This window comes from Arthrobacter sp. Soil764, assembly GCF_001428075.1.
GTDB lineage: Bacteria > Actinomycetota > Actinomycetes > Actinomycetales > Micrococcaceae > Arthrobacter.
Genome location: NZ_LMSI01000003.1, coordinates 21,344 through 37,907, shown reverse-complemented (window position 1 = coordinate 37,907; position 16,564 = coordinate 21,344). Strand labels below are relative to the sequence as shown.

The 16,564-nt window shown below is 63.3% G+C and carries 14 protein-coding genes; 7 read left to right on the top strand and 7 right to left on the bottom strand.

What is annotated here, in order from left to right:
- Positions 1-16: 16 nt before the first annotated feature.
- The 3 genes from ASG86_RS03650 to ASG86_RS03640 are packed head-to-tail and all read left to right on the top strand — an operon-like array spanning position 17 to position 2,912.
- Positions 17-898: a carbohydrate ABC transporter permease gene (locus ASG86_RS03650; RefSeq protein ID WP_056330692.1), complete on the top strand. Its 882-nt coding sequence runs from the start codon at positions 17-19 to the stop codon at positions 896-898.
- Positions 895-1,797 (top strand): carbohydrate ABC transporter permease, encoded by a 903-nt coding sequence (locus ASG86_RS03645; protein ID WP_056330404.1) that lies wholly within the window; start codon positions 895-897, stop codon positions 1,795-1,797. The genes ASG86_RS03650 and ASG86_RS03645 overlap by 4 nt, the downstream gene beginning before the upstream one ends.
- A 41-nt stretch (positions 1,798-1,838) precedes the next feature.
- Positions 1,839-2,912 carry a LacI family DNA-binding transcriptional regulator gene (locus ASG86_RS03640; protein ID WP_200946130.1) on the top strand — a complete coding sequence of 358 codons (1,074 nt, stop codon included), beginning with the start codon at positions 1,839-1,841 and terminating at the stop codon, positions 2,910-2,912.
- Positions 2,913-3,043: 131 nt separating this feature from the next.
- Here ASG86_RS03640 and ASG86_RS03635 read toward each other — a convergent pair whose 3' ends face one another.
- From ASG86_RS03635 to uriH, 3 genes are read right to left on the bottom strand one after another with little or no spacing between them, the layout of a single operon-like run.
- A complete protein-coding gene (locus ASG86_RS03635; RefSeq protein WP_056330399.1) occupies positions 3,044-4,006 on the bottom strand; it encodes a ribokinase in 963 nt (320 codons plus the stop codon).
- Positions 4,003-5,463, bottom strand: a complete 1,461-nt coding sequence (gene uriT / locus ASG86_RS03630) for a uridine transporter UriT (protein ID WP_056330396.1) — start codon at positions 5,461-5,463, stop codon at positions 4,003-4,005. The genes ASG86_RS03635 and uriT overlap by 4 nt, the downstream gene beginning before the upstream one ends.
- Positions 5,464-6,570: a uridine-preferring nucleoside hydrolase UriH gene (gene uriH / locus ASG86_RS03625; protein WP_056330395.1), complete on the bottom strand. Its 1,107-nt coding sequence runs from the start codon at positions 6,568-6,570 to the stop codon at positions 5,464-5,466.
- Positions 6,571-6,786: 216 nt separating this feature from the next.
- Between uriH and ASG86_RS03620 the strand changes: the two genes are divergently transcribed.
- Both ASG86_RS03620 and ASG86_RS03615 read left to right on the top strand, forming a co-directional pair.
- A complete protein-coding gene (locus tag ASG86_RS03620; RefSeq protein ID WP_442854286.1) occupies positions 6,787-7,776 on the top strand; it encodes a LacI family DNA-binding transcriptional regulator in 990 nt (329 codons plus the stop codon).
- Between the two features lie 47 nt (positions 7,777-7,823).
- On the top strand, positions 7,824-8,930 hold the full coding sequence (locus ASG86_RS03615; protein ID WP_056330389.1) for a GTP pyrophosphokinase: 1,107 nt from the start codon (positions 7,824-7,826) through the stop codon (positions 8,928-8,930).
- A gap of 311 nt (positions 8,931-9,241) precedes the next feature.
- Here the strand turns inward: ASG86_RS03615 and ASG86_RS03605 are convergent, their stop codons facing one another.
- The gene (locus tag ASG86_RS03605; protein ID WP_056330688.1) at positions 9,242-9,577 is read right to left on the bottom strand and encodes a YegP family protein; all 336 of its coding nucleotides are present in this window, start codon (positions 9,575-9,577) and stop codon (positions 9,242-9,244) included.
- Between the two features lie 317 nt (positions 9,578-9,894).
- Here ASG86_RS03605 and ASG86_RS03600 point away from each other — a divergent pair, with 317 nt between their 5' ends.
- Positions 9,895-10,095, top strand: coding sequence for a hypothetical protein (locus ASG86_RS03600; RefSeq protein WP_056330383.1), 201 nt, complete (start codon positions 9,895-9,897; stop codon positions 10,093-10,095).
- A gap of 116 nt (positions 10,096-10,211) precedes the next feature.
- On the opposite strand, the gene ASG86_RS03595 is transcribed toward ASG86_RS03600, so the two are convergent.
- Positions 10,212-10,514 (bottom strand): DUF4193 domain-containing protein, encoded by a 303-nt coding sequence (locus tag ASG86_RS03595; RefSeq protein ID WP_056330380.1) that lies wholly within the window; start codon positions 10,512-10,514, stop codon positions 10,212-10,214.
- Between the two features lie 212 nt (positions 10,515-10,726).
- Here ASG86_RS03595 and ASG86_RS03590 point away from each other — a divergent pair, with 212 nt between their 5' ends.
- On the top strand, positions 10,727-11,293 hold the full coding sequence (locus ASG86_RS03590; RefSeq protein WP_056330377.1) for a recombinase family protein: 567 nt from the start codon (positions 10,727-10,729) through the stop codon (positions 11,291-11,293).
- Positions 11,294-11,709: 416 nt separating this feature from the next.
- Here the strand turns inward: ASG86_RS03590 and ASG86_RS03585 are convergent, their stop codons facing one another.
- Both ASG86_RS03585 and ASG86_RS03575 read right to left on the bottom strand, forming a co-directional pair.
- The gene (locus ASG86_RS03585) at positions 11,710-14,115 is read right to left on the bottom strand and encodes an AAA family ATPase (RefSeq protein ID WP_082566657.1); all 2,406 of its coding nucleotides are present in this window, start codon (positions 14,113-14,115) and stop codon (positions 11,710-11,712) included.
- Between the two features lie 570 nt (positions 14,116-14,685).
- Positions 14,686-16,353, bottom strand: coding sequence for an SIR2 family protein (locus ASG86_RS03575; protein ID WP_082566656.1), 1,668 nt, complete (start codon positions 16,351-16,353; stop codon positions 14,686-14,688).
- Positions 16,354-16,564: the final 211 nt, after the last annotated feature.

The window sequence follows — 16,564 nt, the reverse complement described above, 5'->3', positions numbered from 1 at the left end:
CATGCTTCCCACCAGGATGCTTCCCAATAGGTCACGGACTTCAGTCCTGGTCTTCCTGCTCCCGCCGCTGCTGCTCTACTGCGCGGCCGTCCTCTTCCCGATCCTCCAGTCGCTGTTCCTGAGCTTCTTCTCCTGGAACGGCATCAGCGACATGGAATTCGTGGGCCTGGCGAACTACGCCCGCATGTTCACAAAGGACGATGTCTTCTGGCGGGCATTCCTGAACGCCCTCCTCTACCTGGCCATCTGCCTGGTCCTGCAACTGGGCGGCGCCCTGGTGGTGGCCAGCCTGCTCACCTCCCTTCGCCGGGGACGGGAGCTGATCAAGACGCTCTACCTGCTGCCGGCCGTGATCTCCACGGTGGCCATCGCCTTCCTCTTCGTCCGGATCTACTCCCTGGAACCGGTGGGCCTGCTCAACCAGTTGCTCCAGTCGATCGGCTTGGGCAGCCTGGAACGCCCATGGCTCTCGGACGTCAACACCGTCCTGGCCGCGGTCTCCGCACCGGAAGGTTGGCGTTTCACCGGGCTGTACATGCTCATCATCTACGCTGCGCTGCTTGCGGTCCCCAAGGAGCTGGAGGAGGCCGCGGTCCTGGACGGCGCCTCCCGGTGGACCCTGTTCACCAAAATCCGCTTCCCGTACATCCGCCCGGTCTGGATCACCACCACCATCATGGCCACCACCTACGGCCTGCGCGGCTTCGATATCCCCTACCTCATGACCAACGGCGGGCCCGGGCAGTCCTCGGAACTGCTCACCACCTACATGTACAAGACGGCCTTCACCAGCACGGACTTCGGCTACGCCAGCACCATCTCGGTGTTCATCGTGGTGGAGTGCCTCGTGGCCGTCGGCCTCATCCTGTTCCTGCTCAAGCGGAAGTCAGACGCATGATCACCCAAACAGCCCCGCCCACCCCGCCGGCCGCCGCCGTACCTCCCAAGCCGCCCGCAAAGCGCCGGCGCCGGCCGGACCTGTTCCGAACCTTGTCCCGCGTGCTGATCATGCTGATCATGATTGTGCAGGTCTACCCGCTGGCGTGGCTGTTCCTCACCAGCCTGCGCACCGAACACGACTTTGCCACCGGCGACCCCTTCGCCCTGCCCGGCGCACTGACGTGGGAGAACTACGCCAGGGCGTTTGAAACCGGCGACCTGGGCCGGAACATCCTGAACAGCTTCGTGGTGACCATGGGCGCCAACATCCTCATTGTGCTGCTGGGCATGATGGCCGCCTACGCCATCCAGGTCCTGGGCTTCCGGCTCAGCAAACTGGTCCGCGGGCTGTTCCTGGTCGGCATCATCGTCCCTGTCCAGATCGCCCTGGTCCCGCTCTTCATCGACTACGCGGCGGTGAACCTGCTGGACACCTACCAGTCCATGATCATCCCGCTGGCCGGGTTCTCGCTGCCCATGTCCGTGTACCTCTTCTGCTCGTTCTACGAGTACATCCCCAAGGAAACGTATGAAGCCGCCTCGCTGGATGGGGCCGGCCCCTACCGGATCTTCGGGCTGATCACGCTGCCGCTGTCCCTGAACACCGTGGTCACGGTGGTGCTGGTCAACAGCATCTTCATCTGGAACGACTTCATCTTCGCCAACACCTTCGTCCTGTCCGAGGAGCTCAAGACCATTCCCCTGGGCCTGCAGAACTACATCGGCGCCATGGGCAAGGTGGACTGGACCGCCACCTTTGCCGCCGTGTGCGTCACCATCACGCCGCTGCTGCTGGTGTTCCTGGTGCTCAACAAGGCCATGATCCAAGGCCTCGAAAGCGGGGCGACCAAGGGATGACGGCCACCCCCGGCGGATATACTCCTGACGGAGGCCAGAAGATGTCAACGGAGAACACGCCAGGCGGGCCGGCGCCCGCCGCCCGCACCCCTCGGATGCCCGACCGTGCCCATCCGGTGACCCTCCGCGAAGTGGCCGAAGCGGCCGGGGTCTCCACGGCCACAGTCTCCCTGGTGGTCAACAAGAAGAAGAGCGCCAGGATCGCCGAAGAGACCAGGCAGCGCGTCAAGGACGCCATCCGCACCCTGGGTTACCGTCCCAACGCCATGGCCAAAACCCTGGTCAGCGGGACGTCAAAGTTCATCGGGCTCGTGGCCGACGGCGTGGCCACCACCCCGTTCGCCGGCCAGATCATCCACGGCGCCCAGGACGAGGCCTGGAAACACGGCTATGCCCTGCTCATTGCCAACACCGAGGCCAACAGCGAGCTGGAACAGGACGCCATCAGGATGATGCTCGAGTACAAGGTGCGCGGCATCCTGTACTCCACCTGGTTCCACCGGCAGACGGACATCCCCGAACAGCTGCGCGAAGCCGAGTTCGTCCTGGTCAACTGCTTCTCGGATGAGCCCGGCACCCGGGCCGTTGTTCCGGACGAGGTCCAGGGCGGCCGGTCGGCCACTGAGATCCTGCTCCGGAACGGCCACCGCCGGATCGCCTTCATCAACGCCACCATCCCCGCTCCGGCCAAGGACGGACGGCTGGCCGGCTACCGGCAAGCCCTCGAGGATGCCGGGGTGGCGTTCGATCCCGCACTGGTAATGGAGGCGTACCCGGACCAGGAGGGCGGATACGGAGCCACCGCGGAACTCCTTAAGCGGGATGTGGCGGCGGTGTACTGCTACAACGACCGGATGGCCATGGGCCTGTACGACGGCCTGCGCGAGCGCGGGCTGTCCATCCCGGACGACATGGCAGTGGTGGGCTTCGACAACCAGGAAGTCATCGCCGCCCACCTCCGCCCACCGCTGTCCACCGTGTCCCTGCCCCACTACGAGCTGGGGGCGGCCGGGGTCCGGACCCTGCTGGGAATCGATGCTGCCGCCGAGGGGGCCGCCAAAATCCACTGCCCGCCGGTGGAGCGGGCCTCGGTCCGGGCCCAGGCGCGGGCCTAGGGTCATCCGCCGCTCCACGGCCCCCGGCTCAGGGCCATCCATTGCTGCGTACTTGCCGTTTTCGGGCGTGAAAACGACAAGTACGGAGCAATCGATGGGGGTTTATTGAGTCGGGTGCCGGTTATTGGGGGTCAGGAGGTCCGGAGGCGGCGTTCGACGTCGGCCGTGTCCGGGTACGCTGCCTGCGTGCCTTTGCGGGTGGTTGCCAGGGCCGCGGCAACGGAGGCGAAGGCGGCAGCGTCGGCGAGCGCATCGCCTGCCGCCAGCCGGACGGCCACCGCTCCCGTGAACGCGTCCCCGGCGCCGGTGGTGTCCACCGCGTGCACCTGGGTGGGTTGAACGATCGTCACGCGGGAGCCGGAAGACGCCAGCGAGTCCAGCACCACGGACCCTTGCGATCCCAGCGTCACCAGGACCTGCTGGATCCCGCGGGCAGCAAACCGCTCACGCACCGCGTCCCATTCGTCGGCAGCCGCACCGGCCTCCGGCACGGCAACTCCAAGGAACAGCGCGGCCTCGTGGGCGTTGACCAGCAGGACGTCTGCCAGCCCGGCCAGGGCTGACGGGATCTCCGCGTACGGCGAGAGATTCAGCAAAACTGTGGCGCCGGCGTCGTGCCCTGCCTGGGCGGCGGCCAGCACGGTGTCCATACTGACCTCAAGGCAGAGGCTCACGACGGCGGCTCCGTCCAGTACGTCCGCGGCGTCCGCAACGTCGTCCGGGGACAGGGTGCCGTTGGCCCCGGCGGAGATGATGATGTTGTTCTCACCGCGGGCGTCCACGGCGATGACGGCCACGCCGGTGGGCTCACCCGAGGTCCGCACGTGCCCGACATCCACGCCGGCGCCGGCCACCGAGGCCTCCAGCATGGCTCCGTTGGCGTCCTTCCCCACGGCGCCCACCAGGCTGACGTGCCCGCCCAAACGGCCGGCAGCGACGGCCTGGTTGGCGCTCTTGCCGCCGGGGTTCACGGCGAACCCGTTGCCCTGGACGGTTTCGCCGGGCTGCGGGAGCCGTTCGCAGTAGATGGTGAGGTCGGCGTTGAGGGATCCGACGACGACGATCCGGCCGGTGTTCCCAGCCGCGGCACTCACCGGGCCACCTCAGCTGGGGCCGCCTCAGCCGGGGCCACCTCGGCCTCAACCGGTTTGGGGATGAGCAGCGACGCGGCCAACGCCGCCACGGTCAGTGCCAGGCCGACCACCACGACGGTCAGGTAGGAGGCCTTCGCGTCGCCAAGTGCCGCCGTCGCCACCAGCACGGCGGGCAGGATCAGGAAGCTGAGGCCCGCGCCCAGGTTGAACGCACCGGCGTTCATGCCGGGCAGGAAGCCGGGGTTGCCGGCGGGCGAGAGGACAACGCCGAGTCCGTTGAGCATGATGTTGACCGTACCGGCGTACATGATGCCCAGCAAGACCGTTCCGGCGATCATCAGCGGCAGGCTGTTCAGGCCCAGGAACGCAATCAGCGCGAGCGCGGCGATGCTGCCCAGGAGGCCGATCCGCAGCACCTTGGTGTAGCCGAGCACCGGCGCCAGCCTCCCGGAGATGGGGCCCACCAGCCAGCCCAGCAGCGCGTACGGGGTGAGGATGATCAGCGACATCTCGGTGGGACCCACGCCGAACCCGGGGCTGGCGGCCTGGACGTAGGCGGGGACGATCCCGTTGATGACGGCGAAGATGCCGGTCATGGTCAGTGTGGTGGTCAGCAGCGGCGCCCAGGTGGAGCGTTGGCGCAGGTGCAGGGTTTCCACCATGGGCTGCGCGGCCCGCTGTTCGGTCCGCCAGAAGGCAAAGAACGCGACGGCGGCAACCAGTACCAGCGCCAGGCTCAGCATCAGTGTTGCGGCGGAGAAGCCGCCCACCAGCTTGGCGGCTTCATTGAGCGCGGTCAGCAGGGCGCCGACGGCCACCACGATGAAGAACACGCCCAGCCAGTCCATCCGTGTGCCGGCGGCGGGCTTGCTTTCGGAGGCGAGGAACATGATGAGGGCGGTGGCGGCAACGGCCAGGACCACCATGAGCCAGAAGATGCTGCGGAAACCGAAGTGCTCCGCGAAGTAGCCGCCCACGAAGGAGTCGACGCCGGCCACGCCGCCGTTGACCGCGGTGATCAGGCCCATCAGCGTTCCGTACTTGCGCGGGTTGCTGACGGCCGAGCGGAGCATGATCAGGCAGAGCGGCACGGTGGGTCCGCTGACGCCCTGGATGATGCGGCCCACGAAAAGCCAGGTGACGTCCGGGGCCAAGGCTGCGATCACGGACCCCACGGCCATGAGCAGCATCATGCCCACCAGGACCTTCTTGCGGCCCACGATGTCGCTGAGGCGGGGCAGGAAGAGTGAGAAGAGGGCGGCGGCGGTGAAGAACCAGGTCTGGGAGAGGCCGATGACGGCCTGGTCGGTCTTGAGTTCCTGGCCCATGGTCACCAGGGCGGGGCTGAGCATGGAGGCGTTGAGCTGGAACGCCACGCAGGCTGCCAGCAGGGCGGTCATGAGGGCGGCGATGTTGCCGCGGCCGGTCTTGGCCTCGGTCATGGTTGCGGTGGTCATCTACTTGACCCCTCCGGCGGTGAGGTGGGCACTTTCCGGGCGTACGACGTCGGACGCGTTGCCTGGGGTGGGGGCCGCGCCTTGGTGCGTGCCGGCGTCGTCCGCGTTGGTTTTGCTGGTTGGCTCGCCGATGCGTTCCAGCGCGTCGGTGACCAGGTCCCAGAACCGTGCGTGGTCCAGGTCCACGGCCACGCTGGTGTGGCAGTCGGCCGGGGCGGGGGCGCGGAAGTCCGCAACCGTCATGCCGAGGGTGAGGGCGCCCTGCAGCTCAATGTTGACGGGCACTTTGCGGGTGCTGACGATGCTGGGATCGATCACGTAGGCCACGGCGCAGGGATCGTGGACCGGCGGGTGGTCGAAGCCCTGCGCGTCCTTGTAGGTGTGGGCGAAGAAATCCATCAGCTCGGTAACGAACTTGGCGGGCTTGGTGCCGATCGCCGCGATCTCTTCCACGACGTCCGGGGTGGCGAGCGCCTGGTGGGTGAGGTCCAGGCCCACCATGACCACTGGCCACTTTTCATTGAAGACGATGTGCGCGGCCTCGGGGTCGATGATGATATTGAACTCCGCCACGGCGCTCCAGTTGCCCACGTGGTAGCCGCCGCCCATGAGGACCACTTCCTTGACGCGTTCCACGATCCGGGGTTCCTTGCGGGCGGCCAGAGCGATGTTGGTCAGGCCGGCGGTGGGCACCAGGGTGACGGTGCCGGGTTCGTGGGCCATGACGGTGTCGATGATGAGGTCGACGGCGTGGCGCGGGTCCAGTTCGATGGTGGACTCGGGGAGCGCGGGGCCGTCCATGCCGGACTCGCCGTGGATGTCCGGTGCGGTTTCGATGCTGCGGACCAGGGGGCGCGGGCAGCCGGCGGCAAAGGGGACGCCGGTGATGCCGGCGATGGTGCCGACGGCCAGGGCGTTGCGGGTGACTTTTTCGAGTGTCTGGTTGCCCACCACGGTGGTGACGGCCAGCAGTTCGATGTCCGGGTTGCCGTGTGCCAGCAGCAGGGCCACGGCGTCATCGTGGCCGGGGTCGCAGTCCAGGATGATCTTCCTGGGCCCTGTCTGGTTCGCTTGGGGATTTGGTTCCACGATGGTTCTCCACGTCATTGGGGCCTGCCGGGGCAGGAATTCAGTATTCCGGGAGTGATCATGGCAGGGTTTTGGGGGTTACGTCAAACGCTTAACGTTGCGTTTGCGTTGTCGCACGTCAAACGCTTGATGTCCTGCGGCTGCTGGTGCGTTCGCCGCTGCGACTAGGATCAAAGTATGGATTCCGGGGAACAGGTGCAGCAGCGGGCGCGGCCCCGGCGGGTGACGGCAGCCATGGTCGCGGCCCGGGCCGGAGTCTCCGTGGCCACGGTGTCCCTGGTGGCCAACGGCAAGACGGCGGGCCGCGTGTCCGAGGACAATATTTCCCGGGTGCAGGAGGCCATCGCCGAACTGGGGTACGTGGTGGACGGCATCGGCAGCTCGCTGGCCAAGGGCGTCAGCTCCATTGTGATCCTGGTGGCTCCTGACATCTCCAACCCGTTCTTCGCCAAGGTGATCGGCGGGGTGCGGGAGGCCCTGGGACCCAGCTACCAGCTGCTGCTGTCCGTCACGGATTCGGGCGAGTTCCCCAAGGCCGACGACGTGCGGAAGCTGATGTCCCTGCGCCCGGCGGGGCTTCTGGTTGACGCCCCGAACGCCGGCTTCCTGGCCGATCTCTCCATTGCAGGCCCCCTGGTCCTGCTGGACGCCCCCGGCCTCGAATCGGCCGCTCCGGCCGTGAACCTTGACGTCGCACAGGGCGCCCGGGCGTTGGCCGCACACCTGGCCGACGGGGGCCACCGGCGCGTGGCCTACCTGGACAGCGTGACCGGAACCGAAACCTTCGCCATCCGGCGCGAGGCGTTCCTGGCCGAGGCTGCGGCCAGGGGCATGACGGTGGACCCGGAGCACGTCCCCGCCACCACCATCGACGTCGGCGAAGCGGCGGCGGCCTTTGCCGCAGCCTGGCCGGACTGGCAGCGGCAGGGGGTGACCGCCGTCGTCTGCGCCACTGACACCCACGCCTACGGCGTGCTGCAGGAAGCCCGCGTGGAAGGGGTCCGGATTCCGGCGGAACTGGCCGTTGCCGGCTTCGACGACTTGCCCTACTCCGCCACCAGCAGCCCGGGCCTGACCAGCGTGCACCTGCCCGCGGCGCAGCTGGGACTCAAGGCCGGGGAGCAGCTCCGGCGCCTGATGGAGGGGCAGCCGCTGGAGCAGGAGGAACTCATCCTGGAGAGCTCCCTGGTGGTGCGCGGGTCCACATCTGCGGCCTCAACGTAGGGGCAACAAAACGGCTGGCTGTCGGACCCCCGCCGTAAGCTGGGACCATGCCGAGTAACTGGGAAAGCCTGGACGAGCCGCTGCGTGAGTCGGTGCAGCACAACGTGGAGATCTATGAGCGCGTCCGGCCTGCCCTGAAGCTGGTTACCCGGGACGTTCTGCTGGTTCTGCGGGACATGCTCAAGGACAGCGAGGTGACGCCGCTCTTTGTCACCGGCCGCACCAAGACGGTGGAGTCGTTCAAGGAAAAGATCTCCCGCACCGAGGAGCCGCTGGAGCCAGGCGGCCGCCGGCTGCTGAAGTTCCCGGACCCGTTCCGCACCCTCAATGACATGGTGGGCATCCGGGTGATTACCAAGCTACCGGCCGAGAACGCCGCGGTGGCCAACATCATCAAGCGCCAGCGGCAGCTGTTTGACTGCCGAGGCGACCGGGAGAAGGACATCGGGTCCATCGAGTCCGGCACGTATGGGTATTCGAGCCGGCACCTGATCCTGCGCACCATCCAGAACGAGGCCGTCAAGGAGTACCAGCAGGTCTTCAACCCGGACCTGCAGCCCAACGGCAGCTACTTTTTCGAGTGCCAGATCCGCACTATCTTTGCCCACGCGTGGAGCGAGATCGAGCATGACATCCGGTTCAAGGCTGAAGACCCGCGGGCCTGGACCCCCCACTTCGACCGGCAGTTCACGGCTACCGCGGCCATGCTGGAAACCGTGGAGACGGCTTTCGCTGACCTGCACGAACGGTATGAGGAAGTCCGGAGCTTCTGGGATGTGGACGGCGAGGGGGCCGCACCGCTCACGCCCAACCGGATCCGGGACGTATGGCGCACACTCCTCCCGCACGTGGACCGCAAGGTGGACGACGACTGGGGCTGGGCCGCCGAACTCCTCGCCGCGCACGGGATGAACCAGACCATGCAACTGGCCGGTTTGCTCAGCGCCAACCGCATCACCGAGGTCCGCAAGGCCCTGGACCACCGCTACTCCCCCGGCCCGGACCGGCTCCTGGACGACCTCCTCCTCTGGCAGTACGGCACCAAGCACATCGACCTCACCGCGGAGGAGCCCGACGCCGTCCCCCATCCGCGGCGGGACAGCCTCCTGCGGCGGCTGCGGCAGATCGAGCGGTACAGGATGACGAAGAAGTAGGGGTAGGTGCCTTGACGGCTCGTTCAGGTGGATCGCATTCGAGACCTGAACCAGATTCCCGGAACGATGGGGAGGTTATTGAGGAGGCCCTGCAGCTGATCCGAGAGGTCGACAGCACTCCCCTGGTCCACATGACGCCACTCTTTTACCAGCACGCGTATGAGGAGCTGAGGATGACCACCCTTGATCTTCTTCGCATTTTGGGACACGAGGCCGAATGACGAAGCTGACTCTCATCAATGCTTAAGAGCCGATAGTTTACCTTATGTCAAGCTGCTGGTCAGAAGGGGGCGGAAGGCCCTCCCTCAAGCTTACGAAAGGTTGTGTATGGCCCCGGCCCAGCGCGGGCCGGACACGGCCCGGCGGACAGCCCTGGCCCGCCCGTGGAAGTCGATCTTTGGAACCCGCTGGGAGTCGGTTGGAGCAGGCGGGTCATCGTGGGCTCGATGTTCGATATCGTGCAGGGTCCTACAGGAGTCGGTGATCAGGCCCATGCCGGCGTACTCGCGGACGGCGGCGATGCCTGCGACGGCGTCGCTCTTGGTGGTGAAGGCTCTGGACACGGCCATCACGGTGCCGTCCGGGGCGGTCAGCCGGAACCTGAAGGCTGATTCTGCGTCGATAAACAGTTCGAACATTCCTGCCATTGCGATCCTTTCGGTCTGCGGGACCATGCTGTCTGCGTCATTGCCGCCAGCAGGCGCGAGGCATCGTCGCCTGCGCCTTTCCGTGGTGTTCCCGCTCCAAATTTTCATCAAATCCAGCACGCGTTCCCCGAGTCTTCCGCAGGGGCGCTTGCCGGCGCAAGGGTCTAGCTTGCCTTGAGCGGAAGTGGTGCCGAGCTCTCGGTCCCGCCGCGCGCACTTCGCCACGGTCGCGATCCGGCCCTGGGGGTCCGATCCTTGTCAACGAATGTTGACCACCCCCATCGTCAACTAATGTTGACGGCGTGGAGGTGGAACGAATGAAAATACTGATTGCATCCATGGACGGCAAAGGACCGGCTGAAGCCCTTCAGGCCGTTGCTGAGCTGCAGAAGGAAGTCGGTCGCACCGAAGCGTCCCTGGTCAGAAAGGCCCGGCAGGCCGGTCTTTCTTGGGAAGCCATTGCCCTGTGCCTGGGCGTGAGCAAACAGGCCGCACACCGTAAATACGGAAAGCGATAGATCCGCTCCCGGCTTTAGCTCCGTCCACCCGAGTAGCTGGCAGCCGCTCCCCCGCCTCGGCTGCAAGGACGTCATTCCCGGGTCACTCTTAGCTGCCGGCAAGCGCCGCTTGGTCGTCAGCCTTCGCACGCGATGCAGTAGGACTGGCCGTTGGTCTCGCGGGCGAGCTGGGACCTGTGCCGGACCAGGAAACAGGATGAACAAGTGAACTCGTCCTTGCCCTGCGGGACGACCTGGACGATGAGTTCCTCGGAGACAATTTCACCACCGGGGGTCAGCCCTTCGTCGAGGGCGTCGGCTTCGTCCAGCTCGGTGACGACGCTGCGGGCATCAGGAGCGCTGGCGGACTTCAGCGCCTCCAGCGAGCGGTCCTGGGATTCCTTAACGTCGGAACGGACTTCGTCGTAATCGGTAGCCACTGTAGGCAGTACTCATTTCACTCTTTGACCGGGCCTTTCCCGACCAGACAGCAACGTACACCAGGGTCGGGTTGTTCCCCCTGACGGACATGAGTAACCCCGTCAGACCCGGTCGTCCGGCAATTCCGGACAGACCTCTGTTTGGGGGTGTCTTGACCTCCGCAGTGGCGGGGCTGACACTCGTTCTCACACCGCGAGGATTGGAGGCCGCCGTGAACGGTCAGCGCATTGGCTACGTACGGGTGAGCACAATGGATCAAAATGAGCTGCGCCAGCTCGAGGGTCAGATCCTGGACCGGGCTTTCACGGACAAGGCCTCCGGCCGGGACACCGCAAGGCCGGAGCTGACTGAGCTGCTGCGGTTCGTGCGCGACGGGGACACTGTGGTCGTGCACAGCATGGACCGGCTCGCCCGCAACCTCGATGACCTGCGAGCCCTCGTCCAGGGGCTCACCAGACGAGGGGTCCGGGTGGAGTTCCTCAAGGAGCAGCTCGTCTTCACCGGCGAGGACTCTCCCATGGCCAACCTCATGCTTTCCGTCATGGGTGCCTTCGCCGAATTCGAACGTTCCCTGATCAGGGAACGCCAGCGCGAGGGCATCGCCCTGGCCAAACAGCGCGGCGCTTACAAAGGACGGAAGAAGACCCTGACACCGGAACGGGCAGCAGAGCTGGTCCAACGCGCCGGCAGCGGCATCCCAAAGGTCGTCCTTGCTCGCGATTACGGAATCAGCCGGGAAACGGTGTACCAGTACCTCCGCCACGCGGCGTTGAAGTAAGCCCCCTCCCTCTCGCGTTTCCAGATAACCCCAAGGTTCACCCTTCAAAGTTGTCCGTGGAACTTCGGCCAACCGCTATTTGGCCGGAGTTTCGCCACTTCCACGGCCTTCGGCCGCCGCCGGAATCGCCTACACAATGTTAGAGAAGGTCAGCCTGCGACGGCGGTACGGAGCCGCCGTGAAACCGTCCCGGCCGCAAAATGAACTCAAGCGTTCCCCACTCCCCCAGCCTTCACAGAACGTCGGTTATCGGCTCTTTGAAAGAGGCGGGGAGAGGCTGAAAAGGGTTGATTCCGGCCCTTATCCTTTGCGGTTTCCCCGCAGTCCGGCAGGCACAAGAGCTTAGCCCGGCGGACGGCACTGGCGGGGTTGAAAGTTGATCCTGTCAGTTTGTGCCGATTCAGGAAGGCGGAGGGCTACGTCGCTCCATGAAGCAGCGGCTCTTCTACGTACTCAACGCGATCGATGTGTGCAAGAGTTGTCCCGGCTCCCCTGTCGAGCGTGACACGTACCAGAGAGTGGGTCCCATCGCTCGGTGCGAGTGCCAGAGAGAGGTAGTCGAACAATTCTGGTTGGTGAATAGCAATCACCACTTGGCGTTGGTGTACGAAAGCGAGTTGGCGAATTATGGCCGCAAAGTTTGCCACATGTATGTCGTCCATTGACTGCACCGGGTCATCGAAGATTAGCCACCGCAGCTCACTTGGTGCGGACAGGTGCAAGGCCATAAACAATGACAGCGCTGCTGAGTTGGTGTTGCCATAGCTGAGCATGGCCCCGGGACTCCCCGAAACTTGTCCTCCGGGGAGTTCAGTCTCCAAACGTACATCAACTGACCGGCTGGACTCCGTCTGTTTTACGAAGCGAGGGGTGAATCGCTCTGACGGGGCGAAGCGACCGAAGAGTTGAGCCCATAACGAATTCAAGGACTGATCAAAGACTTCATTTATCAGTTTGGAGCGAGTTCGCTCAGCTATTTGCAAGACTTGGCGAGAACTTGCCATTCTTGATTCGGCCGTCGTCAGCTGCGCCTGCAACGCTGATACCTCTTGCTCGGCTTCTCTCGACACGCGTTCCCACCGCGCTACTTCGCGTTGCGCATCCTCGATGTTTTCGCGGGCATCGCGTTCGCGATTTCGCTGAATCTCGCCGGAACGAATTAGTTGTATACGCGTTGCGATTTCTCGCCCAAGGTGCACTTCCAGTTCCGGGACAGGGAGGCCTCTGGTTGAGAGGCCAAGGGATTGGGCAACCTCGGCCACTCGATCTGTCATGATGGCGCGCCGGGCCGCGTAAGCGCTCATCTCGGCGATTTTGGCCTGTGTTGTCTGGATGTCGCGCCGCAGCCGGCTGCCCTCGTCGACGGAGTCACTCAATCGGTTGAGGCTCCGGATCGTTTCGTCCATGGGCTCGCCTGCGGCAAGCTGTGGAAGACTCTTTTGAAGAACGGCCTGGCGCACCTTTGACAGCCGTTCCTCGCGCAGCTTTGTCAGCTCCCGTTCTGCCTCCACGAGTTGGCTCGAATTCGCACTCAGCCGGTCGAGTTTGTCAGTGTAGTGCTCAGCGAGCGAACCGGATCCAGAAAATTGCTGATCGCAGACGGGACAATGTTCCGAGTCCACAATTGGAATGGTCATTTGGAGAATCTCAATCAGCACGCGCGCATCCGCGGATACGTCGAATGCTTGAGCCCGTGACTCCACGGCAGAGATCTCTCGGTCGAGTTCTTGAATACGCCTATCCAATGCATCTATTTTCGCGGCACGTTCCAAGTCCGCCGCCACTGCGCCTGCGTACTGGTGATCGGCGAATGCAGCACGTTCCAAGGCTTCTTGGTAGGCCTCCGTCAAGTTCCCGATTGTCGCTGCTGGCAGACCTAGTGAAGTTTCACGAATCCGGTTGAGCTTGGCAAGAGTTGCGTCCCCGATTTCTGATTTCCAGGCCTCAAATGCGAACTGAGCCTCCTCTGCTCGAGCAGATTCGAGAAGATCGCTTCCGCCCGAAAGCGGAGAATCGACTTGCTGCCTCATTCTGGCAACAGCGTCTACATTGGCCTGCAATTCCTCTAACCGGGCCAGCTCAGAACGGCTGGTCTCAGATCCTCTACTACGCTCGTTCGACTTTCGCAATAGGTCACCAACGTTGGTCGAGGCTGGGTCGCCGACGAGTTCCCGAAGCAGGTTGACGTGATCGTTGAATTGTTCCGTTGCAGCTTTTAACTGCCCGGCTGCCTCGGCATGGCGCCGCCGAGAAGCTTCGAGTTCATCGGCTCCGCGGCTCCAAGCGTGAATTATCCTCTTGCTTCGCCTCTTGTCCCCCGAGGCATGCAACCCGTCAATCAGGGCGTCGAGCTCATCGAGGCCTACGAGGGACTTCACGAAACGGACCAATGCAGTGTCTACTTGCTTCCCGGTCTCCGTGTACGTCTCAAGCAACCGTCCTAAAGCGGTTTGGGGAAGAAAACTCCGCTCTAGGAAATAGGTCTGCTCTGCCAGCGTCAGCGCCGCATTCCCAACAACATGGTCACCGTTCAGCTCGAAGGAACCGACACGGGGGGCATTGCTATGGTCGGAGAGAGAGAGTCGGACGCTTCCTAGCTGAAAATCGTTATTGCGAAGAAGTGCACGCGCGTCTCCGCCCTGGTCTTCTAGAAAACCAACTCGCCCAGTAGCGGCCAGTTCGATGGCACTCAGAAGGCTGGTCTTTCCTGCACCGTTTGCACCATGAACGAGTGTGATCGAACCGTCTAGCGGTATAACGCACCGACCAGAAATGCTCCGAAAGTTCTCGACGACGAGCTCTGCCATCCGTAGTTCAGACATCGAATTTTCCCCTGCTTAGAAACGACTCGTCAATCCAGGCCCGGTAGCGGTCGCTTACCATATTTGCACCCGAGCCTGCGGCGCGGATGAGTCTCAATAGTTCGGGTGCAGACTGATTGTTGCCAATCGCGGCGGCCACTTCCGCGATGCCATCGAGCTGAGAAGTAGCGGTGGCAGGTAAGCGGAGCCTCAGGAGAGGCCCGATCATGCGTTCGGTTGGCAAGGAGCCATCTACGACTAGCACCCTAGCGAACTCGAGTAGCTCACTTAGACCCGTATAGGGCGATGGCTCGCTTATTAGAATGACAGTCACGGTGCGGCGGGAGCTCGCTGAGTCGAGGGCCCTCGTGAGGCGCTGCACAAGCCAATAAAGCCGGAGACTAGACTCTCGTGAATCGGGTCTATCAACAACCAGGGACAGATCCATGTTTTCTGCCGGACTCTCCCATAGATTAGCGACATCCAGTTGATTATCGCCGATCTTGACCTCAGAACGCATTTCAACGTATCCGTTATCGACAAGCAAGCGAAGTACTTCAGCTCGCAGCCCTTCACCGGGAATTGGTCTGGTCAAAGCCCAGCCCCAGTCTCGAATCGAACCATGAGGTCCTCCATATCTGGAACCGAATCGGAGATTTCACTCCACGCCACCTCACGACGCGTTTGCACCCTTCGGCCACGCCCGATTCGTCCTCCTGGAGAACGCACCGAGGCCCCAAAGCCAACTTCCATTTGCAGCAGAACCATGTCATCAGAGCCACTAATCCAGTCATCGCTAGCCATGGCTGCAATTGCCTCGCTGGCTCCTCGTACAACTATTAGAGTTGCCCCGTTCGCTGCGTGCTTGGGCGAAACGAATATCCGGCTTCCCTTGTCCTCACTATGAAGTGAGACCCGCCAACGACCGGTCTTCTCGCCCAGTCCAATCATTCCGACTGCCACTGCGAGGCGGTCTATGCCCATGGCCAGGATCCCGATATCCGTTGAAAGATCGCTTTTGGTACCTCTCGCAAAGGGAACGTACCTCGCCGCACCAACATTAGTCGGCCCCAGATAGGTCTTTAAGAAGTCCGAATATCCCTCCAGAAGGAACGCTGCCAGTGACTCTTCGTTCCGCCCAAACGCCAATATGATTCGCAACACCAAGCGACGAATCCCCTTTTCGAGATTTGGCAAGACATCGACCGGTAGGTCCTGATGCCGGTGCAGGGCTGCCGCAAGCTTCGATGCGAGTACCTCGATGAGGATGGCTGCCGCAACTGGTCCGGCATACGCTCCGAGAGCTGACTGACGGAGGATGGCCTGGCGTTCACGCCCGAAATCCTCGCCGTATGCCACCTCAAGTACGTCTCTCTGGCTGGACAACACAGCCGGTTCAGCGAACAGGTAGGCCGGATGAGTGGCCTCCCACGGCCAAGGGCTCCGGTTTGCAGCAGCTTGGAATACGGTGAGCAGATCGCTGTCCTGTACCGAAAGTCCAAGCACGAGCGAGCGTTTTCGTGTAGTCCGATCGCGCAGGTGATCTCTCATGTGGGCATAGGAGGGGTCGCCGTGCAACTTTGTGATCTGAGCCGCGGTGGCGATGATCTTGTCGCGGTATCGCTCTGAATTCTTCAGCGTGCGAACCGCACATCCGTGAAACTTTGCAATCTCGGCGTGACCGTGAGCATCTCTGGGGTCATTGACATCTACATAGACATCGAGGAGCGTGTCGGCCGCAGAGATATCTGCGAGGGCTCTCTCCACTAGTCCGTCCCAGTTTCCAGAAGCGAGAGAGGTCACGACGCCCTCGGAAATTAGCATGGCGAGTATCTTGTGGGTCGGTCCAGGCTCGAGGCATGGGTCTCCATACAGCTTCGCCAGGCCCGCACCGTCTATGAGCAGATAATCGCTCGGTTTTCCGGCGACACCAACACCAAGCACACGACTATATTGGTCGCGGAGCCCCTCCAGGTCTGTTGGTTCCCAATGTTCGGGGTCGGCTTCATATCGCGCACGCTCTCCCGACAGATGTTCATCGAGGATTTCCAACAAAGCCTCGCGATGACTGCCAGCGTCCAGCTCTCCGGATGCCGCTCGGTCTCGCAAGAAAAGCAGCACACGCGCAATCAGCTTTACAAGGTCTGGTACCTGGTCCCGCGATATCCCAGACCCGAGCCAAACGAATCTCTTGCCGTTGGCAATGTCCTCAACTAGCTGCTGATGGTTCGCCCTAAGTAATCTCCATGCTTCGCGCATGCAGCCCCCTTTCCCCAAGCGCAGACTTCCATGTCGCAGATGCGCTCAGCACATCTTGTCATGGGTTGCCCGTACGACCCCCTGTCCCACGTGCCGGCACTCAATTGGACCTGCATGAACGACGCGGGACGGCACGGTTTCCGATCGACTCCCTTGCGCAGTGGCTACGACGCATCCGTGCTCTCGTCCAATGCCTCACCCGCAAAGGTGT

Bases quoted from the DNA above. Each gene is read 5' to 3' on its own strand.
- ASG86_RS03575 (WP_082566656.1), bottom strand. From the start codon at position 16,353: ATGCGCGAAGCATGGAGATTACTTAGGGCGAACCATCAGCAGCTAGTT.
- ASG86_RS03600 (WP_056330383.1), top strand. From the start codon at position 9,895: ATGAAAATACTGATTGCATCCATGGACGGCAAAGGACCGGCTGAAGCC.
- ASG86_RS03640 (WP_200946130.1), top strand. From the start codon at position 1,839: ATGTCAACGGAGAACACGCCAGGCGGGCCGGCGCCCGCCGCCCGCACC.
- ASG86_RS03650 (WP_056330692.1), top strand. From the start codon at position 17: ATGCTTCCCAATAGGTCACGGACTTCAGTCCTGGTCTTCCTGCTCCCG.
- uriH (WP_056330395.1), bottom strand. From the start codon at position 6,570: ATGACGTGGAGAACCATCGTGGAACCAAATCCCCAAGCGAACCAGACA.
- uriT (WP_056330396.1), bottom strand. From the start codon at position 5,463: ATGACCACCGCAACCATGACCGAGGCCAAGACCGGCCGCGGCAACATC.
- ASG86_RS03620 (WP_442854286.1), top strand. From the start codon at position 6,787: ATGGTCGCGGCCCGGGCCGGAGTCTCCGTGGCCACGGTGTCCCTGGTG.
- ASG86_RS03645 (WP_056330404.1), top strand. From the start codon at position 895: ATGATCACCCAAACAGCCCCGCCCACCCCGCCGGCCGCCGCCGTACCT.
- ASG86_RS03605 (WP_056330688.1), bottom strand. From the start codon at position 9,577: ATGGCAGGAATGTTCGAACTGTTTATCGACGCAGAATCAGCCTTCAGG.
- ASG86_RS03615 (WP_056330389.1), top strand. From the start codon at position 7,824: ATGCCGAGTAACTGGGAAAGCCTGGACGAGCCGCTGCGTGAGTCGGTG.
- ASG86_RS03585 (WP_082566657.1), bottom strand. From the start codon at position 14,115: ATGTCTGAACTACGGATGGCAGAGCTCGTCGTCGAGAACTTTCGGAGC.